We start from the raw sequence: 25,725 nt of genomic DNA, 5'->3' as shown, positions 1-25,725 counted from the left end.
GCCCTCATAACATCGCACGGATAACCGCCTGGTCCGTTACTATGAAAGGTCACCCCGATCTTGTCGTTTCGAAATATTATGACGGCAATTGCTGTTTTTTCTCCATCGGTCAGCAGTGCGGCACTTTCTGCCTCGTTGTCTCATCATAGCAGTCACGCTCATCACTACCCCGGAGCAGGAAGGCCCGGTACGAGGTCAGGTTCTTCTGTGCGTATAGCATCAGCACCTGCCAGACCACGGACAATCAGGGCTTCGGGGCAGGAGGAGGTAAGTGTTCATGCTCATACCCGTACATTTGAGTTTAACAGGGAGCAGCATGAGCCCGGGTCGACTACGTTTTTGAGTGCACAGACGCTTCAGGAGCGTCATGTTACCAATGTTCTCGATTTGCAGCAGCTTGTTCCTAACCTGACAATTCAGTCAGAAGGGGGCTCAAGTGCGCCTTCTTTTTATTTGCGCGGTATCGGGATGCAGGATTATACGCAAAATAATATGCCATCTGTCATGACATATTTTGACGGTGTTGCGTATCCTGTTGCTTCTATGAGTTCTGGCATGATGTTTGATGTCAGCAGTGTTGCGGTTCAGGCAGGGCCGGTTGGCTTTACTCATGGTCTGGCTGATACGGGAGGGGAGGTCAGAATTGAGAGTAATGCACCGACAAAAACATTTCACTATGGTGTAAATGAGGATCTGGCGTCGTATTATCGTAGTAAAACAACGGCTTATATCTCAGGTCCTATAACATCTAATCTGCAGTACCGCATTGCCGGGCAGACATTACAGGGCGGGGCATTTCGTTTTAACCGTGATACAGGGCAAAAAATAGGCAACGCGAATGTCGGTGCTTTGCGCGGTCGTCTGGCATGGCAGCCTGATGCAAAAACAAATATTGATCTGATTGGTTCATGGAGCATGGACCGGTCTGATGCTACGGCTTCGACCCTGCTGGAGGATCTCAGTAACCCGGCTCATGCCGGGCGCGACAGTAATATTTATGCAACGTCATGGAGCCTGAATCCTAAATTTGCAAACCTGGTAGGCATTTCTCCAAAGAGTATCCCATCATTTAATAATGTAACATGGAATATTGCTCTTAAAGGAAACAGAGACCTCGGTTTTGCACATCTTAAAACTTTATCGTCTTTTAGCCAGCAACAGCGCCATGAATATGTAGACCGTGATGCCCTCGAATACAGGTCAGGTGATACGTATTTTGCAGGTAATACTAACGTATTTGCACAACAGGTTATTCTTGAAGGTAAGCCGCTGCTGAAAGGACGTTTTCACTGGCTGGCTGGCCTGTATTATAACCGTGTACGTTCATTTGGTGCTAACTGGTTTGATATGACAGATTATACCGGTTATTTCAGAGAAACATCGCATAATCAGCCACAGCAGAACTTTAGTCAGTTTGCAACGCTGGCTTATGACATTACAAAAAAACTTAATCTTCAGTTCTCACTGGAGCACCAGTCAGATGACCGTCAGCTTGTCGGGGATACTATTAATCAGTACTATTTTCAGAACACTGCTGCTCAGCTGAAACAGTGTGGCGGGTATGTTAACTGCACAACATCACGTTCTTATGCCAGGCATGGTTCTTTAACGAATCAGTTTTCAGGTAAGGTGAGCCTTTCGTATCAGTTTAACCGTAATATTCTGGTTTATGCGTCTGTGGCCCGTGGTGTTAAACCCGGTGGCTTTGCTACTAATACGACAGTTTCTGAGGTGCAGGTTGAACCTTTTAAGCCTGAATGGGTTATGACATACGAAGCCGGTGCAAAAACTGAATTTTTTGACCACAAACTTCGTATTAATGGCACATTGTTTTATAACCAGTATCATGACAAGCAGATGCTTGGCAGTATTGTTATTCCTGGTGTGCCAACTGCGGCAACGCAGGAGGGTATTCCAGGGATGTACAGCATGTATGTGAACGTCCCTCATTCAAAAACATGGGGGACAGAAATCAATATTGCAGCACATCCGATCCGGGGGTTATCGTTCTCTCAGAATATAGGGTATCTGCGTGGCACTTATACTGATTATCAGCAGGTAGACCAGCAGGCTGTTGCGGCACACTATGCTTCAACCGGACGTTATGCTTCTTATGTTACCAGCTTTAACGGGTCTGATATGGGAATGCCCAAACTGACTCTGAGCGGTTCTGCATCTTACGATACATTACCTTTATGGCGGCATTATAAGCTGAACTTTGAGGTAAATTACAGCTACCGTACTCAGCAAAACAGTCTGCAGCCTCGTGGTTCAGGCCTGTATGTTGTTCCTTCCTATTTCCTGCTTGGGGCAAGTGTTACGTTCAGGCCACTGAATAATCGCTGGTTTGTTACAGCCTATGCTTCGAACCTGACAGGAAGGCGCTACCTTACCGTTGTTTCCACAATTGCGACTACTTCTCTTACGGCTGTTTCGGGGGACCCGCGCTTTGTGGGGGGCAGATTTGGTTTTGATTTTTAATAGTTTGAACGTGAAAAAACTGAAGCTATCCGGATCAAAATCTTACCAGATAACTATAAAGTAACAGCTGGATAATTTTTGTTGTGGTTTATCACTTCCGTTCTGTTTCTGAAGCAGAGCGGAAGGGCAGGGAAGAGGTGCGCTGCGTAAGCCTTAACGCAACGCAATAGAATAAATTTTCTCAGAATAGCAGGATGACACCACCGGATGCGGAGTTGTCACTTTCTTTGTTCGGGCCATGCGCTGCTGACTCTGTATGGGTATATTCTGCCACAAGGTTCAGCCAGTCAGTCAGACTATAGAAGGCAGCGCCAACTTCAGACTGGTTGCGACGGACAAGAAGCGGGCTGTTTTCACCCGGTGCCTGATAGAGGTTACTTACGCCATAACTGCCTACGAGCTTAAATTTTTTGGTAAAGTTATACATCGCCTGTACATAATAGCCCTCTGAGGCACGCTTGCGGCCATTATCAGCGATGCCATCAAAGAACAGGGCCGTGGTGCCCAGTCCGCTGCCACGATAGTAGTAAGCGACACCCTGAAAACCTTTATACGTGATTTTGGTGCCAATTTCTCCGGCTTCAACCATAGCGCTGCGGTGACTGCCTGCCTCCAGGTCCGGGCTGGTGAGCGCCTGCTGGCGCTGAAGCAGGAAGCTGGCCCAGATTCTTGTCTGGACCCCGCCAATGGTGAAATCATATGTGCCTTTACCCTGCACCATCGGTGAGGAATGCTGAGTAGACGAGGCGGAGAGGGCGCGACCAGAGGCATCATCTCCGGCATAATTAAATTCATCCAGTGGCTGGAAGACACCGAGTGATCCCTGCAGACCATGATATTTTGGCGAGGTATAAGAAATTTGCGGGATCCAGTCTGCATAGACGTAGCCCACGCCAATGCGCCCCAGGGATGTGTTGCCCGGTGCGGAATTGCTGCCTGTGGAGCCAACGCTGAGCAGAGTGGCATCGTTCAGAATGGCGTCACTGCCGAAAAGGGCAAGATCGCGCCCGAACTTAAACGTTCCGATCTCTTTTGTTCCGACGGTCACGTAAACCTGACGCATATCGATGCCTGCAGTGCCCAGACCGACCGGGCTGCCGCCTGTATTGGCGTTGAATGCCCCGTTTTTAGCATTGTCCACACCCGGATACATACCGAGAACAGCAGACATATCAATGCCAGATTGTGTAGTGCTGAGTTTGAGGATAAAGCCTGCCGGGAGCAGGCCGTTGCGCACTGAAGAGGAATCAAAACCACTGGAGCCGGTTGATACCCCGCCAGCAACCGGTTTGCCCCCTGCCGGGCTGTTATATGTGTAAAATCCGTTTACAAATCCGGAAAAATTAATATCGATTGGACCAGCCTTGAAGGTCAGACCTTTTCCCGGAACATATTTATCAACACGGACAATACTGTTGCTGTTCAGAGCATCTTTCGTTGAGAGCATAGCCTCCTGCGCAGAGCGGGCGCTGGCTTCTGCTCTGCTGGCGGCCATTTCTGCCCGCTCAGATGCTTCATCGGGCGTGCCCGGGTCAAAGCGAATTCCAGCTTCGTAGCCTGAGTTTACAGTGCGTGCGGTATGCACGGAGTGCCGTTCGGCGGTTGTAGCACTGGCAATACGCACAGGCCGTTGCACAGCACGTCCAGGAGCAGCATGTGAAGCAGAGGCTGTACGGCTGAGATGTTTAGCCAGAAGCGTGTCATGTTCGTGCTTAGTCAGACTACCTTTAAGCTGAAGGATATCCAGCAGATCGCTGTAGTCATCGGCCAGAGCACAGGGCGCAGTTATAAATGGCGTACAGGCAACCGATGTTGCAATAACAGGTAAAAGAAGTGCCCGTTTTTTCAATGCCATAAAAGTCTGCTCCCTCACGTCGTTTATCATCTCTGAAAGGTTGCTGTTCTTTCCGTCAATCCCTGCACCCGATGATATTCTGGTGTGTTGCCGGGGCAGAATTTATCTGAGGGAAGTGGAGTGTGAGGACGTATTCGCGGGACTGCGAAGAAGTGCAGCTTTGAAACTTATAGAGAATATTGATATGGTTCTGCCTCATCGGGGTTTTATGATTTTTTAATAATTATTTTTATTTATCAGTTGGTTATGTAAGTTTTTTCCGAAACAAAAAATAATTGAAAACCGGAATAAAGTCAGTGAAAGATGTTTTTTTCACTTAGTTCTGGTGGGAAATAGCTATGCCTGCAGAAGAGCTATCTATCCAAAAAACGTCGAAAAACGCTGTTTGTATAATGAAAAATCTTTAGAGGATGTCGGGAAAAATCACGCATTTGTTATGGCTTCAGAATGAGAGGCGACAACATAATTACATTATTTTAATGAAAAATCAGGATATTTTTTGAATCACCTGTTTCGCTTATATGATCATAGCTCGTCAAATATTGAATAATATTAATAAAAAATAAATATATTTATTCAGCATCATATTGTTTTTTTTTAAAAAACATATAAGCGGATATATTTGATGGCAATACAATATTCTCCTCCGGCTGGCGCCAGCATTGTAAATGGCGGTAACTGGGTTGCTATAAAAGATGCTGATGGTTCTACATATTATGAATCAGCAAACGGAACGGGAAGTAATGCCACTCCGATAGCAGGAGCAAGTAAATATACCGGTCCTATTATTATATCTCGTGGCAATCTGACGATTGATAGCGGAGCAGTTGCTTCCGGAGTTTATGTTTCTGGAATCAAGAGTATCTATATATTATCCGGAGGAATTTTAGAAAATTCCACTAATGTTAATGGTTATACTTATATAAGTAATGGTGGTCTTTCTTCTGATAATATTCTTGTCTCTGATAATGGTGTCGTATCTTCCGGAGGAACTTCAGTTAATGATCTCATTATTTCAGGATTATCAGGTGATGGAGGGGGAGATACTTTCAGGGTAAATAGTGGAGGATCTGTCGATGGAGCTACAATTTCGGGGACAAATATGATCCTTCTTGTCAGTCAGGGAGGATATATTGCCGGAAATACACTTGTTGATTCGGGAGGAATACTAAGAGCACAGACGGGTTCAGTTATAAATTCTCCGGTCGATGTTCAGAGTGGAGGCACTCTGAGTGCGATTTCTCCTCTCACGACTATTGGTACAGGATCCGGAGCAAGTACATATGCAGCACCAGATAGTGCCAGTGTGGTAAAGGGTGGCAACTGGGTTGCTATAAAAGATGCTGATGGTTCTACATATTATGAATCAGCTACAGGGGGTGGAAGTAATGCTACTCCGCTGGCAGGAGCAATTAAATATACCGGTCCTATTATTATATCAGGCGGCAATTTAACTGTAGATAGCGGAGCAGTTGCTTCCGGAGCTTATCTTTCAGGTAGTGTTCCCAGGGTTTATATACAATCCGGTGGCATTTTTGAAAAATCCATCAACGTCAATGGTTATACCTTTGTTAGTAGTGGCGGGCTTTCTTCTGATAATATTCTTGTCTCTGACCGTGGTGTCGTATCCTCAGGGGGAACTTCCGTTCATGATTCTATTATCGCAGGAATATCAGGTGATGGAGGAGTTGATACTTTCACTGTAAGTGGCGGTGGCACACTTGTCAGCGCTTATGTTGGGTCTGGTAATACGTTAAATATTTTATCAGGTGGACAAGCTATTTCATCTACCATTGTTGCCGGTGCAAATTATTATGTCGTGGGTGGAGTATCTGACGGCAGTGATTCCTGTTTTCTGGCTGGTAGTTTAATTAAAACTCCGGATGGTCTTGCTGAGGTTGAAGATCTTCGTATTGGTGATGAAATTATTACTTATGTTGACGGTGTTGAAACAATACGTCATGTGACCTGGGCTGGTCGCTCACAGTGTAATATTCGTCGTCATCTTCTGCCCGATCAGGCAGGTTATCCTGTTCGTATTCTCAAAAATGCAATTTCTGATAACGTACCGTTTAAAGATATGCTCATTACAGCCGAGCACTGTCTGTTTTTTAATGGCAGATTTATTCCTGCCCGTATGCTGGTGAATAATCGTTCAGTTTTCTACGATATGTCGATTACATCTTATGACTATTATCATATCGAAACTGCGGATCATTCAGTTATTATGGCTGATGGGGTGCTGACTGAAAGCTACCTGGATACCGGAAACCGTTACTTTTTTAACCGGCAGGAGAGTGTGGTCTCTATCCGGGGTTCTCATAATCTGGCCTGGGAAACTGACGCTGCGGCTCCGTTAGCGGTTTCACGTGACGAAGTCGAGCCGATTTTTCGTTTGATTGAGGCACGTGCCATCAGAAATGCTTCTCCGTTGCAGACAAAGAAGGTCGGGTATCTGACATACGAACGTAATCTTCATCTGGTTACGGACGCGGGGCGCGCAATATATCAGGTTCGGGAGCATAATGGTTATGTCATGTTTATGATTCCTTCTGATATTAAAGAGGTCCGGATTGTCTCAAACGCCAGCCGTCCGTGTGATGTTGCTGGTCCTTTCATTGATGACCGCAGAACGCTTGGCGTTCTGATCGGCGAGATCATATTTATTGAGGGAGAGAAAACGACAACACTCACCTCTCACCTGAAAGAAACTACTCTGACAGGCTGGAGCAATGTTGAGGATGGCAATGTTCGCTGGACATCTGGCAATGCGTTGTTGCCTCTGCCACCACGCCCGGGGCTTGCTATCACGCTTATGGCTATACGGATTCACGCGGGCGGTCCTTATCTCCTGCCAGGTGACAGATCTGAGTGTTTGTCTCTTTCATGCTGATCAGGAGAAGGCATTAGTATCAGGGTATGTTATCCGTTAATTATCTATGATAATGCAGACGAGTTATACAGCTGTAGCGCGGCATAAGTAATATTTTTTATTTGCTTTAGTGTGTTGTTTCTGAGGTCAGGTTAAGGGATAGAGAAATTTATCCCTTATTTCATATGCAGAAAATTTGATCATTTTTAAACTCTGAGAAGCATAATAAAAATGGCCCGCCTGGTTTAAGCCCCCTATGCTGCAAGTAAACTGAGTTCCGATTTTCTTGCAGCCTTTCAGTTAGCCGTAATGATTATTTTGCTTACCTGACGACGCGCCGTGATAATATTAACAGGTCATGAGCCTAAAAGCCGGGCTGTGCCTGTAAGATAAATTAAAGGGTTTTTTCCGAGCTGAGAACATATTTTTAGCCTCATAATTGCGAATGATTATCATTTATGTTATTACCGCGCCCGTTATGACATAAGACGGGTATCTGCAAAAAGTGGACAGGTTACGTATTAGCAGGCTGTTTATAAGCCATCGGCACGAGCTGGCTGACTATGTGGGCAGACAGCTCAATGACCGGGACCTGGCCGCTGATTTTGTACAACAAACCTTTATTCGCTTTATAGAACACGGTGACTCTCTTCCCGCTGAATCCTGTCGGGCTTTTCTCTACAGCACATTACGCAACCTTATTATCGATCATGTACGTTCTGTGCGCCGCCGCCAGACAGTTTGCATGCCAGCCGAAGAGCTTGCTCACATTGCTGAAGACCAGCCGGCAGCTGATGATATTGCTGCGGCAAGAGAAAGAATTCGACAAATTGCTGCATTACTTGATGAGCTACCTCCGGTTACCAGAAAAATTTTTGTACTGAATCGGGTGGGTGGTTTAAAATATCGTGCTGTAGCAACACAGCTTAATGTTTCTGAAAGCACTGTGCAAAAACACCTCTCAGCCGCTCTCCGGCATCTGCTGTTACGTTTGCCACGTTAATTTGTATGATTTGTTTTACTCTTTTATCTGATCTGCAACGTCTTATCTGTAGTGGCTTCATGACGAACAAAAGGCCGGTTTATGACTGACGCTGCGGATAATCAGCAAATCAGAATTGATACTGAAGCGGCAGAGTGGGTTATTCGCCAGGGCGGAGATAAATTTACTTCTCAGGACCAACAGTCTTTCAAAGCCTGGATGGCAGCGTCTCCACTGCATCAGCAAGCGTTTCAGCGTGCCTCAGCTTTATGGTCAGGGTTTGATGCCGGCGGGCGGAAAAAACAGGTTAAAGCCCGCCGTGTAGCAGGGTATGTTGCAACAACAGGCCTTGCAGGGCTTGGTATATTCGCACTCAGCTTTCACCTGGGCTGGTTTGAGCCCTCCTCCTGGCTGGCTGATTATACCACCGGATCTGGTCAGATCCGCACTATTCACCTGACAGACGGCAGCATTGCAGAGCTGGATAGCCGTGCAGCCCTTAACATTCGTTATACCGACGGTGAGCGCCGCGTTGTTCTGGTCAAAGGCGAAGCTTATTTCACTGTAGCATCTGTAGCCGGGGAAGAACGAAGACCTTTTATTGTAGAAGCCGCCTCTGGCACATCAACGGCCCTGGGTACACAGTTTATGGTTGCGCGTGACGGGGATGATGTTGATACGACCGTTACTGAGCATAAAGTGCGGGTCACTGTAAACAAACAGAGTGGCCTGACACAGTCTCTGATCGTTGCGGAGGGGCAGGGGGTGCATTATGGCCCAGGCGGGCTGACCGACACATACAACGCAGAGCTATCAAAGCTGACAGCCTGGCGTCATGGTCAGGTCGTTTTTGATAATGAACCATTAGTCAATGTTATTAACCGGCTAAATCATTACAGCCATGGGCGCATTATGGTGTTTAAACCAGGCGTTATGCAGCGCCGTGTCAGCGGTGTTTTTGCCTGCGCTGATGTCGATAATGCATTAATCACAATTAGTCAGGAACTACACCTGAAAGTTGTCTCGGTCGGACGTCTGGTTACACTTCTTTATTAAAAGAAGTGTAACCAGGGCGTGAGCGCTATGATTTAACTATCTGTAAATAAAGAGTAAAAATAAAAATATAAAAAATCTTACTGTGTCTGTGCAGCTCAGACGTCTTACTCCATACAATAATGCAAATCATTTGCAACTGTGACGAAGCGTCTTATGGAGTAAGAAGAAAATGAGCTTTGAAAAGACGCGCATACCGACCGCGTGTGGCAAAAATTACAGAGCAGTTGTTTATACGCTCATGTCGGGCACAGTGCTGTCTTTTTCCTGGGCTCTTGGTTCAGCTTCTCAAACCTGTGCACAAAGCGCTCCTCTTCAGGGTGCTGCGGCACAACATGCCATAATAATTAATATCCCGGCAGGCCCGCTCAATGAGTCTCTGCTTGCTCTGAGCCGTAAGGCTAGTCTGCAAATTTTCTATGATATGCAAAAGGTTAAAAACTTAAAGGCCGAGGCCGTGTCGGGCACTATGACCCCTGACGAAGCCATGTCGCGTATTCTGGCAGGCAGCGGATATACATTTTCCCGTACAGGTAACCATATTTCTATTTTAAAGCAGTCATCAGGTATCATGCTGGGGCCTGTCCGCGTAGGCGGTATCTCTCGCGTCGCCGTCCCCTCAACAGCGATGATTGGTAACCTTCCTCCTGTCCTTCCTGGTGGAGAAATTGCCCGCGGTGGCCAGCTGGGTATGCTTGGTAATCGTGATGTTATGGACACCCCGTTTAACTCGACCAGCTATACAGCAGAATTTATTGAAAAACGACAAATCAGAAGCGTACGTGATGCACTGAAAGATGACCCTTCCGTTCGGGCTATTTTCTCAACCGGCACAGCCGGCGTTGAACGCATACAGATCCGTGGCTTTACGCTTGATGATGTCGATATGTCTTATGGTGGGCTGTATGGCCTGATGCCATTTAGTGGCATTACTTCTGAACTGGCTGAGCGTATCGAAGTTCTGCGCGGCCCTGCAGCTTTGCTTAACGGTATGTCACCGGGTGGTGCTGTGGGCGGTGTTGTCAACATTGTACCAAAACGGGCTCATGACAAACCAATGACCAGAATTGAGGCTGATTATACTTCTAATGCACAATTTGGTGGTCATGCCGACCTTGGCAGGCGTTTTGGCAAAAAAAAGCAGCTTGGTGTGCGTCTTAATGGCATGATCCGCTCCGGGCCGACTTCTGTTCCGTATAACTCACAAAAAACAGCTTTAGTTGCTACGGGCGTTGATCTGCGCCTGCACCGTGTTCGTCTCTCAGCTGATTTTGGGTATCAGCACCGCGAAATTGATGGTGTTCTGCCATATTACTCTTTGGGGAAAGGTGTCTCTGTTCCCGATGCCGGAAAGGTTAAAAGAAACTTTCACCTCCCCTGGAGTTATTTCTCAGGCAATGACTATTTCGGTGTTTTTCGTGGTGAAGTCGATATTTTTCGAAATATAACCGCCTATGGAAGTGTTGGCGTTCATGATTATGAATACAGAGGAGCCTATTCTCAGCAGATTGTTGTGAACGATGCTCAGGGCAATGGTAAAGGGGCCGTTCCGGTTGGTATTGTACAAAGTGGTCGTTACCTGACTGCTGACCTCGGTGTGCGCGGACAGGTAAAAAGTGGCCCTGTAACACAGGATCTCGCTTTTTCAGCAAATCGCCTCGATCTTACTATGGGGCGTATTTTTGGATCAAACAGCGATATTTCAGCATATGACGTTAATATTTATGGAGGAAAAAATAAATTCCTTCTGAACCGTGATGTCTCTGTTCCCAAAAGCTCTCCAAAAAGTGGCACATCTACTTTATCAAGTCTTGCTTTTGTCGACACACTCTCTGCGCTCAGTAAGCGTATTCAGGTGACAGCGGGTTTGCGGGTGCAGCGAGTTCAAAGTGCGAGCTTTAACACAACAACAGGTGTGGCAACCAGCCGTTATGACAGAACGGCCATCAGCCCTTCTGTTCTGGCAGTGTTTAAACCTATGAAAAATCTTTCCATTTACGGAAACTGGATTCAGGGTCTTCAGCAAGGCTCTGTTGTGGGAACAAATTATGCAAATGCCGGTGAAATTTTTGCACCCTATAAATCCACACAATATGAAGTTGGTGCAAAATATGACCTTAAAAGATTTATTGTCAGTGCCGATGTTTTTCAGATAACTCAGCCCAGCACTGTCTATGATCTTAAAACTAATATTATGTCTGTTAACGGCAAACAGCGTAACCGCGGCCTGGAGCTTAATATTGCAGGGGAGATCCTGCATGGCCTGAGAGCAACAGGTGGTGTGATGCTGCTCAACCCCATTCTTACCAAAACACAAGGTGGTACTTATGATGGTATGCGTGCATCAAATACTGCCACAGTTAATTTCAATATGGGATTTGACTACGATATTCCCTTTGTCAAAGGAGCGGCCGTTACATCTGACATTATGTATACGAGTTCAGAGTATATTGAAAATGCAACATCGAATCGCCGGCGCATACCCGGCTGGGTAAGGCTTGATTTAGGTGCTCGTTATGCCATGAAAAACCCGGCTGTGAGAGATGGAAAACTCACCTTTGCCCTCAATGTCGATAATGTCACAAATGCCAGATACTGGAACGCCAGTGGTGCCAACTACCTCTCACTCAGCATTCCCAGAACTTTCCGTTTTGCTGTTACGGCGGACTTCTGATGAAACATCCCGGCATAGTTATTGCTGGCAGAACGACCCTCGCTTTGTTCGGGGGCTATTTTGCAGCCTCATCAGTCTTTGTTTTTTCTGACCGGTTTTTGATAAGCCTTGGTCTGCCACGGGCTGAGGCCGTTTCATTTGGCATGATGTGTGTTTTCATTACATATCTTTTCTTTATATTATGGGTTTTTGCAGTCCGTAATCTGTGGTTGCCATTTTTTGTTTTTTTCGTGCTGATTAACACAGCTCACCGCCTGTCTTTATATCATGGGCATGGAGGCTGAGATGGAACCGGATTTTCGTCGCTCCATGCAATGGCTGCACACCTGGACCGGCGTGGTGCTCGGTAGCATTTTGTTTGCTGTATTCTGGATGGGAACACTTTCAGTTTTTGACCGCGAAATTGATCTCTGGATGAAACCAGAAACCCGCCTGCCTCTGACTTCACACCCTCTTTCTTTTGACAGTGTTCGCGCCTCGCTTAATGACGCTATTGCCAGTAAAGCAACTTTTTGGAACGCGGTCATGCCAGACGATCGCCAGCCCTATATCGAAACACACTACCGGGCAGGTAAAAAAATGGTCAGCCAGGTTATTAACCCCGATACAGGACAAATATTACCACAAACAGGTACGCTGGGGGCAACTGGTTTCTTTTTTCCTTTTCACTACACGCTCGAACTTCAGTTTATGCATCTGGGGGAGTGGCTTGTAGGGCTTGCTTCTGTGGCTATGCTGGTGCTCTGCATGACCGGGGTTATTATCCACCGTAAGATATTTGCAGAATTCTTTACGTTTCGCCCTCAGAAGAGACCAGGCCGCTTACTGCTCGACCTGCATAACCTGACAGGTGTTCTGGGGTTGCCATTTCATATTATTCTGACGTTCTCAGGGCTGCTTATTCTGGGCTCTACCTTTTTTCCGGCGGGGATTGAGGCTGTATATAAAAACCCGCGTGATTATTTTTACGATGCCAATGGTCTCTCCTTCTTTCCGGTAAAACCGGGTAAGCCCGGGGCTCCTGTTGTCTCGCTCGATATGGCTGCAGCTCAGGCCTCTGCCCTGTGGGGTAAAGCAGACCCACATATGGTGCTGGTCGTTAATCCGGGTCAGACAACAGGGCATATTGCTTTTTTTCACAGTACCGAAAAACAGGTTACATCTGACCGCGATGTTATTGCCTTTGATGCGACAACCGGTCAGCTTGTTTCTCATGCACCCCTTCCTGGCCCGGCGCTTAAAACTCAGCGTTTTTTAAGCGGGCTTCACCTCATACAGTTTCACCACTGGGGTTTACGATGGTTGTACTTTATATCTGGGTCAGGCAGTTGTGTTCTCATCGCAACCGGCTTTCTGTTCTGGATGGAGGCCCGTCAAAAAAAACAGAGTGCTTCTCCCGGCTTTCGCCTGGTTAAAGGCATAACGTTAGGGTCTGTTGCCGGAATTATAATTTCTACACTTGCTTTTTTTATAATAAACCGAATTCTTCCCGCTGATGCGCAATATCATGGTCTGACACGGTCAGCACTTGAAGTCAGAGGGTTTTATCTCGTCTGGCTTATAACCTTTCTTCAGGGGTGGTTATGGCCAAAACGTGCATGGATGCTTCAGGTCAGTGCAATTTCAGTTCTGGCCTTATGTGCGGTGTTGCTTAACTGGTTTACTACCAGCGACCATCTGCTGCATACGCTCTCGCACCGTTATCTCTGGCCAGTAGCAGGAATGGATAGCATGCTGCTGTTCACTTCATTTATGGCTTTTTTTGCTGCACGCAGATTATCCCGCCGGGTGCGAAATGAAATACACTCCAAACCATTGGTGGCAGTCTGATGATGTCATGTATTTTGTATATAATACTGGTATTTTTACTGTTTCTTGCCTGTGCATTGTCGGCACTGACACAGCTTTCACACCGCCGTACAACCGACGTGAAAGAGCTGGCACCACAGCGCACTGTGCACATCAGAATACTCTCGGTTTGCATTCTGGTTTTTACACTAACAGCATTTATATGCCGTGAGGGCGGCGGGTTCGGATTTTTGCTCTGGGCCGGGCTTCTTTCTGTTTCAGCCTGTTGTGTTGCTCTTGTTTTAGGATGGTGGCCGCGTCTGCTCGTGCCGCTGGCTCGCCTGATGTCACATTCTGCTTTTCTTCTTCCTCTCATGCCATTGTCTGGTCCTGGAAAATCTCCTGACTAACCAAAACCGGAGTTTTATTATGCCTGTTTCTTTTTCGCCGTGGGACATGTTTCTCAACGCTGGGCCTGTTGTCCGCAGCGTTATCATGTTGCTGACACTGGCCTCATTGCTGACATGGATCACCTTTCTGGCCAAATCAGCCGAGCTTTTTAATGTCAGACGAAAACTGCACCATGCGGAAAAAACTCTTGAAGGTGCGCATACACTTGATATGGGCGAAGACTATGTACGCAATACCGGGTTACCTTATACTCTGGTCATGGCGGCAAGAACCGAACGTGAACGCTCTCAGGATATTCCCTGTGACAGTGAGGGGCTGAAAGAACGAATTGTTCTTCACCTTGAACGTCTTGAAGCCGCAGAAGGCCGCCGCCTGATGCGCGGCACGGGTTTGCTGGCCACCATTGGCGCAACCTCACCTTTTATCGGTTTGTTTGGCACTGTGTGGGGTATTATGACGTCTTTCACTGGTATTGCAGCCAGTAAAGCAACCAGCCTTGCTGTTGTCGCTCCTGGTATTGCCGAGGCACTTCTGGCGACGGCACTCGGGCTTGTGGCAGCTATTCCTGCTGTTATTATTTACAATTATCTGGCGCGTCAGACAGCCTCATGCCGGGCACAGGTAGCGGACATTACAGCCCTGGTTATGCGTCTGGTATCGCGTGATCAGGGGCGGGAACAGGCTTTGCGCAATAAGGATAAAGTACTATCATTTGGCACACGTATAGCCGGAGAATAATCATAATGATCCGTATACGTCATACAGATGAGAACCCGCATGAAGTGAATGAGATCAACGTCACGCCTTTTATTGATGTGATGCTCGTTTTGCTGGTTATTTTTATGGTTACAGCCCCGCTGACAACGGTCGATATTCCTGTTGATCTGCCCTCTTCCTCTGAGGCACCAACACCCCGCCCTGAAGAGCCGGTATTTCTGACAATTCAGGCGGATCATTCTCTGGCTCTGGGCGAGAAAAGCATAACCTCTGAAACTCTTTCCAGTGAAATGTCAGCTGTTACAAAAGGAAATAAAGATCAGAGAGTTTTTTTGCGGGCTGACAAAGCGGTAGATTATGGCACCCTCATGAGTGTTATGGATAAACTGCGTGCTGCTGGTTATCTTAAAGTTGCCCTGGTTAACCTGCAGGGTCAGGAACAGGGGAGTGAGGCCAGCACCTCAACAGGTATTACGCCGTGATGATAAAAAAAGAAGGCCACAGCTGTCAGTCAGCTGCGATCCGAGCGGTAACACAGTCTGTGTTACCTTCTTTTGAAGATGTTCAGCGTAATCAGCGTTTGCGCACACAGCGCTACGATGCGCTGCGCTGGGGGACATCCTGCCTGATTGTTTTTACCCTGACAGGGTTAGCTGGCTGGTGGGCACTACATTTGCCCCCGATAAAGATCTCTTCTGTACCTGAGGCACCGCCACCAGCCATTGCGATTGACCTGGCGCCTGAGCCTGTATCTGTTACCGCACCCCCAACGGATGTTCCGCCCGGCCCGCAGCAGACACTCACCTCAGCTGAACCGGTTCCTGAAGAAAAACCTGATATTTCGGCACCGCCTTCTCCCGCAGTGTCTCCGCCAGTTTTGTTACCCAAGCCTGGTAAAGTAAAAAAGAATATTAAAAAACACGAGGTCGCACCAAAAATTAAACACCCTGCACCTGAAAAACCTGATCAGGCAGAGGTTACTACTGCTCCTCCGGCAACGCAGGCACCTGAAGCACAAGCCATGGCCGCCCCAACACCTGGTGTGTCATCCTCTCATGCAGCTCATGATCCTGTAAAATGGCAAAACGCTTTGCTGGCTCAGCTTGAAAAATTTAAACGCTACCCGTCTGAAGCCATGCTTGACCATCAGGAAGGCGTGCCGACCGTCACTTTTTCAATGGACCGTAAAGGACACATTCTGACAGTTGCTCTGGCCAGTAGTTCAGGCAATTCATTACTTGATCAGGAGGCCCTGGCTTTGCCAAAACGCGCGCAACCTCTTCCTGTTCCGCCCGACAGTATTGAAGGCGACATTGTAACACTAACGGTGCCTGTTGAGTTTTACATTCATGAAGACTGAGACTTTAGCCTGGTCTTTTTATAAGATCTTAGCTGTTACCCTGCGTCATACTGTATAGATTTGTTCCATAATCTACTTTATCAGCAACGGAAGAGGCTGTGTTAAGAGCATCAGAACCAGCATTTTTCAGCGTGTCTGTAATTGAGGCACTTTCTTTGGTTGCAGCGCTTGCAGCAGTTTCACCAATTTCTGCTGCCCCTTCAGCAGCATCAATTTCAGCACCTGCCCCGGGTACAACAATCAGTGCAGCGTCACTGAGGGTTCCCTCAACCATTTCGCCCATATCTTCAAACCCTTGTTTGATGTGCCCCTTAGCAAACTGGTCAACCATACCAACGCCATTAGTTACAGGGGAGACAATTGAAGACATAAAGCTTGCCATGCCGTTTTCTATTTTGTTCCATGCTTTTGATCCTCTGGTGCTACCCCGGTCGATGGTCCCTTCACCAAATTCTGCCTGAAACATAGCGGCATCCTGCCTGGAAACTTTTCCTTTGCCTAATACTCCTATCTGGCTACCAAGCATTGCGGCATCGGCATCAGAGAATGTGCTGCCGGTCTGAGCTGATTCTTCTCCCGCAATTTCAAGATCTTCAGCCATAGCATTTCCATTTTTTGCTTTGGCATCTTTAGAAAATTGCTGAGCAAGATAAGGGTCGGTTTCTTTGAGGTCAGACATAGCCTGTTGTGTACCCTGGCTCAGGGCGGTGCTTCCGGCATCAAGAACAGTGTCTTTTGCTACGCCGTCAGAGGTTTTTTCTTTAATACCTTTGATTAACTGAGCGAGAGGGGAAGACGCTTCGAGAAATTTCAGAATATCGTGTCCGGCACGTGTCTGGCCGCCTTTAATATAATTTCCGCCTAAAATTTCTTTAGCTTCTGCCCTGATATGCTTGTTAATTCGTCCCCCGCCATTTTTATTGGCAAGTGACTGCGCACCAGAGACAGCATCAATGGCCTGACTTTTGGTCAGATCACCTTCCTGATAGGCCTCAAGCTCATCTTTCGCCAGGTTATTCCCGTTTCCTGACTCTCCTGCTGTCATAATTTTTGCAAATAATGCAGGATCATTTTGTTCAACGGTGTCCATGCCTTTTTCAAGGTCAGTATTATAAGCCGTGTTTTTACCAGACTTACTGCTGCCACTTTTCTCCAGAGCACTTGTCGCTTCCTGGGTGCCAATGTCAGTTGAACTGGTTGCCACAGATCCAAGCAGCATGAGGGGTACTCCTGGTAAGAAAAATGCAGAGAATAATAGTATGCGTAACCTGAAACCCTGACGTTAACCTGACTGATGAGAGTAAGGTTTTGTCAGAGGTTCAGACGTGAGGTGAGTAGTCAGGCATCTCCAAAATCAGCTGTGTAAGTCTGACTTGTATCTTCAGCCATTGTCATGGGGTTTGAGCCGCTTGCATTACGGTCATCATCGGGGTGAATGTATGAATTCCCTGTTCCCAGTTTAGATTCCATGTATGCGCCGCCGCTTTGCATAGCCTGCGTTGAGCCATCATACCAGCCGGTAATAGTTGCGCGTCCCCCTGCGTCTTTTGTTATGTCAGCAGCAGGTGCATCACTGGCAATGCTTTCGCTGTCGCCAGCTGTTTTGCCTTTGCCGTCAGATACCTTAATTGCAGCGTTACGACCATCAATATAGCTGACATCAACACTGTTAACGCCTTTATTGCTGGCATAAAATTCAAGCCGGCTTGCTGTAGACTGATAGGTGCCAGAGGAGTCAGCTTCAGCAGCATACCCTCCCTGACCATTCTGATATTTTAGTGTGCCACTCTGACCCGGTTTCAGGTCAATTTCAGCAACAGGTGTTGTTGTTGAACCGCCGTTCAGAAATTCACCAATTTTTTCATCATGATCACTGGTATTGGTAATATGTAACGTATTTGCACCACTTCCTGCGCTGGTGCCCGAGGTGTCATCCTGTTCTGATGTATTGTTTGGTGTGGCAGTACCGGTGGTCTCAGATGGTTGTGTGGTGCTTGTTGTCGCTGTTGGGGTTTCTTCAGAAGACCCGGAGGTTGTGCCTGAGGACCCTTTCTCCAGCAGGCTCATAAGTTCCTGAAAAATTTCAGAAAGCTGTGAGCTGGTATTGCTCTCGCTGCTGGTTGGTGATGCTTCTGATGATGAGGACTGCGTATAGGCCTGTAGTTCCTGCAGCAGGTTTTGTAATGCAGGGTCTGTTTGTATCGAATTACTCATGCCGGCCTCATCATAATACTGTGTTACCTGTTGGGATGCAGCTTTTACTGGCGGTTATTTTAAGCTCTGAAGCTGACGTCAGCCTGATTTATGTCGGAAGATTTTGTAAAATACGGGCAACAGGCTGAAAATATGCTGGTGTAATTGTCATGCCAGGTTTGAAATTTTCGGCCAGATCGCGTGTCAGCTCCGCCTCCCATACGAGGGGGATACGACTGTCACGTGCAGCCCGCCGGTAGATTTCAGCCTGCTCCCCGTTCCCCCGGCATACAATTTTAGGCAGCGGTGTATCGGGCGGGTTATAGCGTAGACCAATAGCAGAAGAGTGGTTGCAAAGCATTACTGTGGCGCGACGCGGCCCCATATGTTCTGGCTTACGCCGGGCCAGAATCTGAGCGCGTCTTTGTTGTTTCCTGATGAGCGGGTTACCCTGAGTTTCCTTGTGTTCATTTTTGGTTTCTGTTTTGGTCATACGCATTTCCTGCATAAACAGGTAGCGTTGAATTATAAGGTCGGTGACACCCGCAATCAGATAGAAAATACAGGCGGCTGCGCATAATGGTGTCAGGAGCATAAATAATATTCCTGGTAATCCGGAGGCGCCGGCTTCGGGCACTCTCATCAGGCCATTTAGTGAGCTGAGTATGATCAGGGCAAGTGTGCCACCAAAAAAAATGGTTTTCAGCACAGACATTCCCAGATCAATAAAAGTTCTTTTTTTGAAAATATTCTTTAACCCGGAAACAGGGTTAATAGTTTCAGGTTTTGGTATGATCGGATCAAGGGAGAATATAAAACCACCATTTGTGATGAGCTTAATTAAAATACTGCTGATGACAGAAAGAGCCAGTGGAGCAAGCGCATCCTGCAGAAAGAGAGTATAGATAATTTTTGAAAAAACGGCTCTGGCTGAAGTAAAATCCATCAGCACAGAATGGCCGGCCGCATCAAACAGCATTATCATATGCGCAGCAATGGCGTGGTGTCTGATAGCCAGCCAGCAAATCATAATAATTGTCACGACACCAGCCTGCAGGTCGGGTGCTTTGGCGATATGCCCCTTGCGGCGCTCATTCGCCAGTTTTCGGGCCGAGGCAGGAAGGTTTTTTTCTTCGCTGCTGCTTCCGCTCATGGCTGCAACAGTGTGTTCAGAGTGCCCGTTACATGATGTAAGGCAACAAGGTCATGTTTCATATAAACCACCAGCCATGAGCAGTAACCAAAGATCATCAGTGTGAAAGCAAGGTTGCGCAAATTGGGTGCGAGGTCATACAGATGTAGCTTAGGAATGGCCCGCATAAGCAGGATAATAGAAAATTCACAAAGCAGCATGGCCAGCATCACCGGGGCGCCGGTTGTCAGGGTGATGAGCTCCAGCTGATCTAATAATGTCAGGAGCACTGTCGTAGCACCAGGCTGAGGGGACAGGTTCAGAACTGTGGGTGGCCAGAGGCTCTCTGATGAGAGGATGGCACCGGCCACCAGGTTTAGCCCGCCGGATACGACAAAAAGCGTAATAACAGCCATAGCAAGAAAACCTGCCGTGATAGAATCCTGATTTCCACTTGCGGGATCTTCCGACTGGCCTTGTGTGGCACTACGCTGTGTATCCAGCATCTCACCTGCGCATTGTACCCCCCATACAGGCAGACCGAGAATAAACCCGATTATAATACCGATCATCAGCTCTTTTGCACTGAGGAGCCCAAGCATGATCAGAGAGTGCGATGTATCTGTTAATTTTTCGTAGACTGATGGTGTAACAGGTAATCCAAGGGCAAAGGCAATGGCACCACGCACCGGTCCGCCTAACTGCGCGCGCGTAAACACTGGCAGAACAACAGCTACGCCTGCTGGCCGCGACATAGAGATAGCCAGAGCTGATAGCCATGGCATGATATTTTGCATCAGATCAGCAGGCGCTGACATAGGTTAGTACCGTGTCATGGTCGGAAAATCATTCAGAATACGTTCCGTAAATGACAGCAGAGGAGGGAACAGTGTGGAGGCCATAAGCAAAAGGGTGGCGCAGACCGCCACGACTTTAAAAGTAAGAGGCATGGTCTGATCCTGTAGCTGTGTCACAGCCTGCATGAGCCCGACAACCAGCCCGACAATGAGAGCAACTGCCAGAGGCGGCCCTGCAATTGAGGCGAACAGAAAAAGAGCAGATGACAGTTCCTGTGTGAGCGAGGCATCATCCATTTATGAGAGCTCCGTTCAGCATGTTCAGGTATAACTCAGCACCAGGCCATGCAGCAGGCGGGTCCAGCCGCTGGCGAGAACAAAGAGTAATAATTTTAAAGGAACGGAGATCGTATTGGGCTGGACCTGCGAAAGCCCCATAGCAATCAGAATAGTAGTAACGATCAGGTCAATGGTAATAAAGGGCAGATAAATCAGAAAGCCAATTTCAAAAGCGCGTTTAAGTTCACCTGTCAGATAAGCCGGGAGTAAAATTGGCAAAGAGTCATCTGACAGACTATCTCTCATATCCTCAGGCCATAACCGTTTGGTTGCACTTATAAAAAATTTTCGTTCAGGCGCCTGGGTAAAGTGTAGCAGATGGTGTGCTATGGGCTCCTGAATATGATCATAAGCTTCAGCATAGTCTGAAATCGTTTCATATTTCTGATCAGATTCAGCCAGTGATTTATAAATATCGTGCCCCAGAGGCGCAGATATAAAAAGGGTTAACATAAGAGCAATGGCATAAAGTACGATATTGGGCGGTGCCTGCTGAATACCCAGAGCTGTGCGCAGCAGAAAAAGAACAACAGAAATTTTTACAAAAGAGGTGATTGTCAGAACAGCAAGAATGAGAATGCCAAAACCAAGTGTCAGAACCAGTGCTGTAACAAGGTTTGATGAACTGATCATGACGTAATAATCCGGGTTATGCGAACAGCTGCTGACTGTCCGATCGTCACCAGTTCTCCTTCACCTATGCGTCGTCCGTTCGCAATAATAGAGACAGCCCGTTCGTTCAGAGGGCCAATGTCAATGATATGTCCTTCTCCCATTGTTCTGAGCTCAGCAAGTGAGACCGTTATACGCGTCAGTTCAAATGTTAAAGGGATCTGAAGCTGATCAAGAGTGCTTTCACTGATGAGGGAAGAAGGGTCTGTTTCAGGAGAGGGGGGTGTATCAGTCATATCAGTCCTGTTTGCTGTCAGGTTTTGTGTCACAGGTGAAAGGTTGCTGTGAAAAATAATTTTATTATTTACGTAATTAACCGAAGCACTTAGTGCTTCTGCGGCTGTGATGCTCAGGCTGATGCTGTCACCTGGCCCCAGCACCAGGCCAAAACCTGGCGCAAGCATGCTGAGCTGCGCGGGTGTCAGAGCAACGCTGCCAACAGTCAGAGCAAGAGTGACTGGCGGGTCAGGAAAATGCACCGCCAGGGGAGGGGCCAGAGAATGCAGTAAAGGCAGAAAGGCAGTTTCGAAACATAATACGCCTTCAAATAATATGTTCGTGTCAGATGCTGCCTGAAAACCCGTTCTGCAGTTTATATCTGTGTGTCGCAGAGCTTCTGCCGCTGTGGTAATATAAGACAGATGAACAACCTGACCACTCATCTCCTCAAAGCTGTTTAGTGCCTTCTCAAACAGAAGCTCAAGCAGCAGGAGTGCGACCTCTGGCTCTATGCCTGCATGAGGTGAGGGCTCAGCCATGTGTAGCAGTGCAGACATGCTTTCCTTAGAGAGAAGGAAAAATCCTTTATCCTCACCTGTAGAAAATACGAGTGCATACCAGTCATTTTCTGGTGTAAGCGGAGGGTTGAATCTGATGGTAAAAGTGGTCTTTCCTGCGGGGATAATAAACGGTTTTCGCCCGAAAAGACGGCTGACTGCGGCATTATAACCGAGTGTATGAGGGTGGTATGGTACTGCCGAAGGCAGGGGGTATGTCCGGGCCTCAGTAGTCATGACTTAAGCTTATTCATTATTAATTTTTTTGTGCGCTCTTTTGTCTGACTGACACTGTGACGAGCCATAACCAGGTCAGAAATTTCCTGTTCATCACGGTTGTATCGTGCTTTTTTTTCATTTTCCTGAATTTTCTTTACGAAATCCTGAGCCTGTTTTTCTTTTTGTTCAGCCATCATCAGGTCATGACGTATCTGCGTGGCCATCAGTGTCAGGTTTTCAACAGCCTTATGGTCTGCCGCAGCTTTCTCCTCCAGACGGATAGCCTGATCAGCCATACGCTGCAGTGTTTCGTGATCCTGACGGAAGTGCTGCCCTTTGAGGATATGCCCTTTATGTTGCTCTGATATGCGGTCTTGTGTTTCAGCCCATGCGTTCTGATGCGACTTCAGCGCGTTAAGAGCCTGTGTGTATGAGGTGACTGCGTGTGTCAGTTCTGAGCTGATTTTCTTAAATAATATACGAGCCTGGTCACTGCGCCGCGTACGTAGCAATGTCAGTTGCCGGGCTGTATAGATTGTCAGCTGTGCAGACGGTTGAGCCATGCCAGCACCTCAGTGAAAGACGTATAGTCATTATGGTCCTGCTGTAAAAAGCTGCGCAGTAAATCGATTTTAGCAATGGCTTCATCTGCCAGAGGATCACCGCCCGCTTTGTATTCACCAACCTGTAAAAGAAATTCGATTTCTTTATAACGCGCCCATAAGCTGCGTATTTTTGTAGCAGTTTTAATATGTTCTGCACTGGTTACGAGGTTCATAACGCGCGAACGGCTGGAAAGGACGTCGATGGCCGGGTAGTGGCCTGAAGCGGCCAGAGCACGTGAGAGAATGATGTGACCATCAAGAATGCCGCGGGTTTCTTCTGCTATGGGGTCATCTCCGCCATCTTCAACCAGCACCATATAAAAAGCGGTGATTGACCCCTTCACGCCCATACCTGTGCGCTCCATGAGCTGTGGCAGCGCGGCAAAAACGGAGGGAGGAAAACCACGGCGGGCAGGTGGCTCTCCCGCAGCAAGGCCAATTTCGCGTAATGCCCTGGCATAGCGTGTAAGGTTATCAACAAACAAAAGTACTTTCAGTCCCTGGTCACGAAAATACTCTGCGATTGTTGTGGCCGTTTTTGCACAGAGAACCCGCTCAGCCGCAGGTCTGTCAGAGGTGGAAACGATAAGAACCGTTTTTTTCAGACCATCCTCGCCAAGGTTATGTTCAATAAATTCACGCACTTCACGGCCACGCTCACCCACCAGGGCGACAACAGCAACATCAGCGCTGCTACCTTTAACAATGGCAGACATCAGGGTTGATTTGCCGGCCCCGGCTTCACCATAAACGCCAATACGCTGCCCTTCACCACAGGTCAGTAACCCGTCAAGAACACGCAATCCTACAGGTAAGGGCCGAGCAACAGACTGACGTTCCATAGCAGGAGGCGGGGGTGCCGAAACAGGGCGGGACGGACCGGGAGGAAGAGCACCCCGGCCATCAACAGGCTCACCCAATGCATCAAGCACGCGGCCGAGCAGATGTTCCCCAACCGGACAATGGCGCTGCCGGCCTGTTGTGACAACTTCGGTTTCAGCTGAGACGCCATAGATTTCGCCCATGGGGGTCAGGAGCACTTCCCGCCCATCCAGCCCGACAACCTCGGCATCAAGTGACCAGTCATCGTTGTGATTATGTAACCGGCATAAATCGCCGATAGCAACATTGGGCAAAACTGCACGAATAATAGTGCCTGTTGCTCCTGTTACCCGTCCGTGCAGCGGGCGGGTATTCAGGTCTGTTGTCAGAGTGCGCAGGTCCGGCAGCCGTTGTTTTATACGATTAATAATATGGCTGGCTGTACTGGCAGGAGAAGAGGTTGTCGCGGGAAGAGAAGTATCTTTCTGATATAAAAAAGATGCTGTGTTGCTTTTTTTGTTTTCCTGGCTGGTTTCTGCTTCTTCGTGGGGGAGAGGATGCTGAGAGGGGCTGGTATTATACGATTGTTCGGCCTGTGGCTGCGGCGAGGCAGATTGTTTCGTTTCGGCTGGTAGCTTTGCCTGACCTGACTGTTTTTCTAAACTGCCACTAATATTTTTTTTAAATCCGGCCTGTAAGTTTATAAAGTCAGCTTCGAGTGCAGTAGCAAGAGAGCGCACCGGCAGCTGTGCAGGCTCTGTTATATCCGGCTGCGCATTATACAGCTCAGCGGGGGAGAGGGGCAGGTCAGTCATAACGGTTTACCATTTTGTGGTAAGGTAATCGCGCAAAACAGCAAGCTGTGCTTTTATCCCCAGCTCTGCCACGCCCAGCTCACTTTCAAGAACGCATCGGCCTGCTGGTAAGTAAGGGTCTGTTTCCAGCTGAATCCCAGGAGGGGGGAGTTCTGCGAGAACAGGTCTTATAAGTTCCGCACAATCGGGTGCCACTCTGAGGGTTGCAAGTGTGCCTTGTCTGATTTTTGTGAGCGTATGACGAATGGCGTGGGGGAGTACAGCACTGATATCCAGCCTGCCAAAAATATCATCCACTACGTCTGCAATGACCGAGGGAAGATTTTGCTCCAGGTCCTGTAAAATTTTTGCCACGGCCTGATCAGCACCCAGCAGGCGCTGCGCCATATCTCCGGCAGCTTTGTCACATCCCTCCTGATAACCGCGCAGGCACTGTTCGTTATAGGCATTTTGCGCGGCAGAGAGTAATGCCCTGGCGTTGCTGATGGCAGCATTGTAAGCAGTAGTTGCATCACACCAGGCGTTCATCTGCTCGGGTAGCAGAATGGTCTGATCCGGCTGAAGGCGGGAAAAAACTTTATCAGACATGACCTGTTATCTCCTGCGCTACATACAGGATAACAGGGTCGAAATGCCCGGCTGCTGCCTGAGGCAGGTTTGTGGCAGGGAGTTTGAGCCTCGCGACGGGGCGATATTCAGCGCGTAGTGTCATATGCCAGCGTGCCAGGCAGGAGTGAGCAAAATCCGTAAGAGTGCGTATCAGAACCTGCGGCTCTGTCGGGCTGGTCGATGTGGGGGGTGAGGTAAGAGGCGAGGGAGAGTGCCCGGCAAGCTGCGCGCCAAGCCGTATGGCAGATAAGCGCAGCTCAGCCCCCAGAGCGCTGTCAATCAGTGTGACTGAGTGTTTATCAACGTGTTTTGCAAGTTCACGCCAGTAGGTTAATGCGCTCATACGATAACCTGCCTGCATAATGACATGACTTGTTTGCGACGCCAGTGCCTCGCAGGCTGTCTGTGCAGCGGGAGGCTGTTGAAACGTCTCAGAAGGAAAGAGGTCGCTCAGTTTGCCAGTCAGGCGGGTGCAGGCCTGAAGGCGCAGAATAGTTTCCCGGCGCAGCGCAGGCAGACGCAGCTGTAAATGAGAAGAGTGCATACTCTGTAT

The 25,725-nt window shown here is 48.0% G+C and carries 23 protein-coding genes; 11 read left to right on the top strand and 12 right to left on the bottom strand.

Annotation, left to right across the window (positions count from 1 at the left end; genetic code table 11):
* Positions 1 to 60 precede the first annotated feature (60 nt).
* Positions 61 to 2,481 carry a TonB-dependent receptor gene (locus HK11_RS08075; protein WP_143216372.1) on the top strand — a complete coding sequence of 807 codons (2,421 nt, stop codon included), beginning with the start codon at positions 61 to 63 and terminating at the stop codon, positions 2,479 to 2,481.
* A 181-nt stretch (positions 2,482 to 2,662) separates the two neighbouring features.
* Here HK11_RS08075 and HK11_RS08070 read toward each other — a convergent pair whose 3' ends face one another.
* A complete protein-coding gene (locus HK11_RS08070) occupies positions 2,663 to 4,336 on the bottom strand; it encodes a porin (protein ID WP_086554877.1) in 1,674 nt (557 codons plus the stop codon).
* Between the two features lie 625 nt (positions 4,337 to 4,961).
* Here HK11_RS08070 and HK11_RS08065 point away from each other — a divergent pair.
* From HK11_RS08065 to HK11_RS08020, 10 genes are all read left to right on the top strand, one after another.
* A complete protein-coding gene (locus HK11_RS08065) occupies positions 4,962 to 7,229 on the top strand; it encodes a Hint domain-containing protein (protein ID WP_143216371.1) in 2,268 nt (755 codons plus the stop codon).
* Between the two features lie 484 nt (positions 7,230 to 7,713).
* Complete coding sequence (locus HK11_RS08060; protein WP_158092806.1) at positions 7,714 to 8,211, top strand: RNA polymerase sigma factor; 498 nt, start codon at positions 7,714 to 7,716, stop codon at positions 8,209 to 8,211.
* Between the two features lie 81 nt (positions 8,212 to 8,292).
* On the top strand, positions 8,293 to 9,246 hold the full coding sequence (locus HK11_RS08055) for a FecR family protein (RefSeq protein ID WP_086554846.1): 954 nt from the start codon (positions 8,293 to 8,295) through the stop codon (positions 9,244 to 9,246).
* A 169-nt stretch (positions 9,247 to 9,415) separates the two neighbouring features.
* The gene (locus tag HK11_RS08050; protein ID WP_086554845.1) at positions 9,416 to 11,917 is read left to right on the top strand and encodes a TonB-dependent receptor; all 2,502 of its coding nucleotides are present in this window, start codon (positions 9,416 to 9,418) and stop codon (positions 11,915 to 11,917) included.
* Positions 11,917 to 12,201 (top strand): hypothetical protein, encoded by a 285-nt coding sequence (locus tag HK11_RS08045; protein ID WP_086554844.1) that lies wholly within the window; start codon positions 11,917 to 11,919, stop codon positions 12,199 to 12,201. Before HK11_RS08050 ends, HK11_RS08045 begins: the two co-directional genes overlap by 1 nt.
* Before the next feature lies 1 nt (position 12,202).
* Positions 12,203 to 13,747, top strand: coding sequence for a PepSY domain-containing protein (locus HK11_RS08040; RefSeq protein ID WP_086554875.1), 1,545 nt, complete (start codon positions 12,203 to 12,205; stop codon positions 13,745 to 13,747).
* On the top strand, positions 13,747 to 14,115 hold the full coding sequence (locus HK11_RS08035; RefSeq protein WP_086554843.1) for a DUF3325 domain-containing protein: 369 nt from the start codon (positions 13,747 to 13,749) through the stop codon (positions 14,113 to 14,115). The genes HK11_RS08040 and HK11_RS08035 overlap by 1 nt, the downstream gene beginning before the upstream one ends.
* A 19-nt stretch (positions 14,116 to 14,134) precedes the next feature.
* Positions 14,135 to 14,854: a tonB-system energizer ExbB gene (gene exbB / locus HK11_RS08030; RefSeq protein ID WP_086554842.1), complete on the top strand. Its 720-nt coding sequence runs from the start codon at positions 14,135 to 14,137 to the stop codon at positions 14,852 to 14,854.
* 5 nt (positions 14,855 to 14,859) lie between these two features.
* A complete protein-coding gene (exbD, locus tag HK11_RS08025; RefSeq protein WP_086554841.1) occupies positions 14,860 to 15,315 on the top strand; it encodes a TonB system transport protein ExbD in 456 nt (151 codons plus the stop codon).
* The gene (locus tag HK11_RS08020; RefSeq protein ID WP_086554840.1) at positions 15,315 to 16,193 is read left to right on the top strand and encodes an energy transducer TonB; all 879 of its coding nucleotides are present in this window, start codon (positions 15,315 to 15,317) and stop codon (positions 16,191 to 16,193) included. Before exbD ends, HK11_RS08020 begins: the two co-directional genes overlap by 1 nt.
* Before the next feature lie 28 nt (positions 16,194 to 16,221).
* On the opposite strand, the gene HK11_RS08015 is transcribed toward HK11_RS08020, so the two are convergent.
* From HK11_RS08015 to HK11_RS07965, 11 genes are all read right to left on the bottom strand, one after another.
* Positions 16,222 to 17,412, bottom strand: coding sequence for a hypothetical protein (locus tag HK11_RS08015; RefSeq protein WP_086554839.1), 1,191 nt, complete (start codon positions 17,410 to 17,412; stop codon positions 16,222 to 16,224).
* A 119-nt stretch (positions 17,413 to 17,531) separates the two neighbouring features.
* Positions 17,532 to 18,407: a hypothetical protein gene (locus HK11_RS08010; RefSeq protein ID WP_086554838.1), complete on the bottom strand. Its 876-nt coding sequence runs from the start codon at positions 18,405 to 18,407 to the stop codon at positions 17,532 to 17,534.
* Positions 18,408 to 18,495: 88 nt separating this feature from the next.
* On the bottom strand, positions 18,496 to 19,539 hold the full coding sequence (locus HK11_RS08005; protein ID WP_086554837.1) for an EscU/YscU/HrcU family type III secretion system export apparatus switch protein: 1,044 nt from the start codon (positions 19,537 to 19,539) through the stop codon (positions 18,496 to 18,498).
* A complete protein-coding gene (sctT, locus tag HK11_RS08000) occupies positions 19,536 to 20,336 on the bottom strand; it encodes a type III secretion system export apparatus subunit SctT (protein ID WP_086554836.1) in 801 nt (266 codons plus the stop codon). The genes HK11_RS08005 and sctT overlap by 4 nt, the downstream gene beginning before the upstream one ends.
* 3 nt (positions 20,337 to 20,339) lie before the next feature.
* Entirely contained in the window at positions 20,340 to 20,612 is a 273-nt protein-coding gene (locus HK11_RS07995) for an EscS/YscS/HrcS family type III secretion system export apparatus protein (protein ID WP_086554835.1), read from the bottom strand.
* A 24-nt stretch (positions 20,613 to 20,636) separates the two neighbouring features.
* A complete protein-coding gene (gene sctR, locus HK11_RS07990) occupies positions 20,637 to 21,287 on the bottom strand; it encodes a type III secretion system export apparatus subunit SctR (protein WP_086554834.1) in 651 nt (216 codons plus the stop codon).
* Complete coding sequence (locus HK11_RS07985; protein ID WP_086554833.1) at positions 21,284 to 22,339, bottom strand: FliM/FliN family flagellar motor switch protein; 1,056 nt, start codon at positions 22,337 to 22,339, stop codon at positions 21,284 to 21,286. The genes sctR and HK11_RS07985 overlap by 4 nt, the downstream gene beginning before the upstream one ends.
* A complete protein-coding gene (locus HK11_RS07980) occupies positions 22,336 to 22,884 on the bottom strand; it encodes a hypothetical protein (RefSeq protein WP_086554832.1) in 549 nt (182 codons plus the stop codon). Before HK11_RS07980 ends, HK11_RS07985 begins: the two co-directional genes overlap by 4 nt.
* Positions 22,860 to 24,563 carry a FliI/YscN family ATPase gene (locus HK11_RS07975; protein ID WP_086554831.1) on the bottom strand — a complete coding sequence of 568 codons (1,704 nt, stop codon included), beginning with the start codon at positions 24,561 to 24,563 and terminating at the stop codon, positions 22,860 to 22,862. The genes HK11_RS07980 and HK11_RS07975 overlap by 25 nt, the downstream gene beginning before the upstream one ends.
* A gap of 6 nt (positions 24,564 to 24,569) precedes the next feature.
* Complete coding sequence (gene sctL, locus HK11_RS07970) at positions 24,570 to 25,151, bottom strand: type III secretion system stator protein SctL (protein WP_086554830.1); 582 nt, start codon at positions 25,149 to 25,151, stop codon at positions 24,570 to 24,572.
* On the bottom strand, positions 25,144 to 25,716 hold the full coding sequence (locus tag HK11_RS07965) for a hypothetical protein (protein WP_143216370.1): 573 nt from the start codon (positions 25,714 to 25,716) through the stop codon (positions 25,144 to 25,146). Before HK11_RS07965 ends, sctL begins: the two co-directional genes overlap by 8 nt.
* Positions 25,717 to 25,725 lie beyond the last annotated feature (9 nt).

Source organism: Acetobacter sp. DmW_043 (genome assembly GCF_002153485.1).
Taxonomy (GTDB): Bacteria; Pseudomonadota; Alphaproteobacteria; order Acetobacterales; family Acetobacteraceae; genus Acetobacter; species Acetobacter thailandicus.
The sequence above is the reverse complement of the archived record's forward strand: the minus strand, read 5'-3'. Positions and strand labels throughout refer to the sequence as shown.

What these genes read in the sequence shown, in the direction of transcription:
- HK11_RS08035 (WP_086554843.1), top strand. Translation starts at nt 13,747, where the DNA reads ATGATGTCATGTATTTTGTATATAATACTGGTATTTTTACTGTTTCTT.
- HK11_RS08015 (WP_086554839.1), bottom strand. Translation starts at nt 17,412, where the DNA reads ATGCTGCTTGGATCTGTGGCAACCAGTTCAACTGACATTGGCACCCAG.
- HK11_RS07965 (WP_143216370.1), bottom strand. Translation starts at nt 25,716, where the DNA reads ATGCACTCTTCTCATTTACAGCTGCGTCTGCCTGCGCTGCGCCGGGAA.
- exbB (WP_086554842.1), top strand. Translation starts at nt 14,135, where the DNA reads ATGCCTGTTTCTTTTTCGCCGTGGGACATGTTTCTCAACGCTGGGCCT.
- sctT (WP_086554836.1), bottom strand. Translation starts at nt 20,336, where the DNA reads ATGTCAGCGCCTGCTGATCTGATGCAAAATATCATGCCATGGCTATCA.
- HK11_RS08070 (WP_086554877.1), bottom strand. Translation starts at nt 4,336, where the DNA reads ATGGCATTGAAAAAACGGGCACTTCTTTTACCTGTTATTGCAACATCG.
- HK11_RS07975 (WP_086554831.1), bottom strand. Translation starts at nt 24,563, where the DNA reads ATGACTGACCTGCCCCTCTCCCCCGCTGAGCTGTATAATGCGCAGCCG.
- HK11_RS08010 (WP_086554838.1), bottom strand. Translation starts at nt 18,407, where the DNA reads ATGAGTAATTCGATACAAACAGACCCTGCATTACAAAACCTGCTGCAG.
- HK11_RS08050 (WP_086554845.1), top strand. Translation starts at nt 9,416, where the DNA reads ATGAGCTTTGAAAAGACGCGCATACCGACCGCGTGTGGCAAAAATTAC.
- HK11_RS07985 (WP_086554833.1), bottom strand. Translation starts at nt 22,339, where the DNA reads ATGACTACTGAGGCCCGGACATACCCCCTGCCTTCGGCAGTACCATAC.
- exbD (WP_086554841.1), top strand. Translation starts at nt 14,860, where the DNA reads ATGATCCGTATACGTCATACAGATGAGAACCCGCATGAAGTGAATGAG.
- HK11_RS08045 (WP_086554844.1), top strand. Translation starts at nt 11,917, where the DNA reads ATGAAACATCCCGGCATAGTTATTGCTGGCAGAACGACCCTCGCTTTG.
- HK11_RS08020 (WP_086554840.1), top strand. Translation starts at nt 15,315, where the DNA reads ATGATAAAAAAAGAAGGCCACAGCTGTCAGTCAGCTGCGATCCGAGCG.
- sctR (WP_086554834.1), bottom strand. Translation starts at nt 21,287, where the DNA reads ATGATCAGTTCATCAAACCTTGTTACAGCACTGGTTCTGACACTTGGT.
- HK11_RS08055 (WP_086554846.1), top strand. Translation starts at nt 8,293, where the DNA reads ATGACTGACGCTGCGGATAATCAGCAAATCAGAATTGATACTGAAGCG.
- HK11_RS07980 (WP_086554832.1), bottom strand. Translation starts at nt 22,884, where the DNA reads ATGGCTCAACCGTCTGCACAGCTGACAATCTATACAGCCCGGCAACTG.
- HK11_RS08005 (WP_086554837.1), bottom strand. Translation starts at nt 19,539, where the DNA reads ATGAGCGGAAGCAGCAGCGAAGAAAAAAACCTTCCTGCCTCGGCCCGA.
- sctL (WP_086554830.1), bottom strand. Translation starts at nt 25,151, where the DNA reads ATGTCTGATAAAGTTTTTTCCCGCCTTCAGCCGGATCAGACCATTCTG.
- HK11_RS08040 (WP_086554875.1), top strand. Translation starts at nt 12,203, where the DNA reads ATGGAACCGGATTTTCGTCGCTCCATGCAATGGCTGCACACCTGGACC.
- HK11_RS08065 (WP_143216371.1), top strand. Translation starts at nt 4,962, where the DNA reads ATGGCAATACAATATTCTCCTCCGGCTGGCGCCAGCATTGTAAATGGC.
- HK11_RS07995 (WP_086554835.1), bottom strand. Translation starts at nt 20,612, where the DNA reads ATGGATGATGCCTCGCTCACACAGGAACTGTCATCTGCTCTTTTTCTG.